Annotated in this window: 1 protein-coding gene; it reads right to left on the bottom strand. The window is 54.7% G+C overall.

What is annotated here, in order from left to right; all coding sequences use genetic code 11:
- Positions 1-232: class II fructose-bisphosphate aldolase (locus MFF64_RS37245; RefSeq protein WP_238194098.1), on the bottom strand; the 232-nt coding region annotated here is incomplete at its 3' end.
- Positions 233-245 lie beyond the last annotated feature (13 nt).

The raw sequence follows: 245 nt of genomic DNA, 5'->3' as shown, positions 1-245 counted from the left end.
GGATGGTCGGAGTCAGAACCACGTTACCCGGCTTGTAAACACCGTGTACGTTACCGAAGGACGCTGCGATGGTGAAACGCGGGCTGATTTTGCTCAGTTCGGTGTATGCGTAATCAACGTCTTCCGGCTGGGTGTACAGTGCAGAAGCGTCCATGTGGCTGTTGTCCACGCCGTCTTCTTCACCTCCGGTGCAACCCAGTTCGATTACCAGAGTCATGCCGATTTTGGACATGCGCTCCAGGTAT

It is taken from the genome of Methylobacterium frigidaeris, assembly GCF_022179185.1.
In the GTDB taxonomy this organism is placed as follows: Bacteria; Pseudomonadota; Alphaproteobacteria; order Rhizobiales; family Beijerinckiaceae; genus Methylobacterium; species Methylobacterium frigidaeris.
The sequence above is the reverse complement of the archived record's forward strand: the minus strand, read 5'-3'. Positions and strand labels throughout refer to the sequence as shown.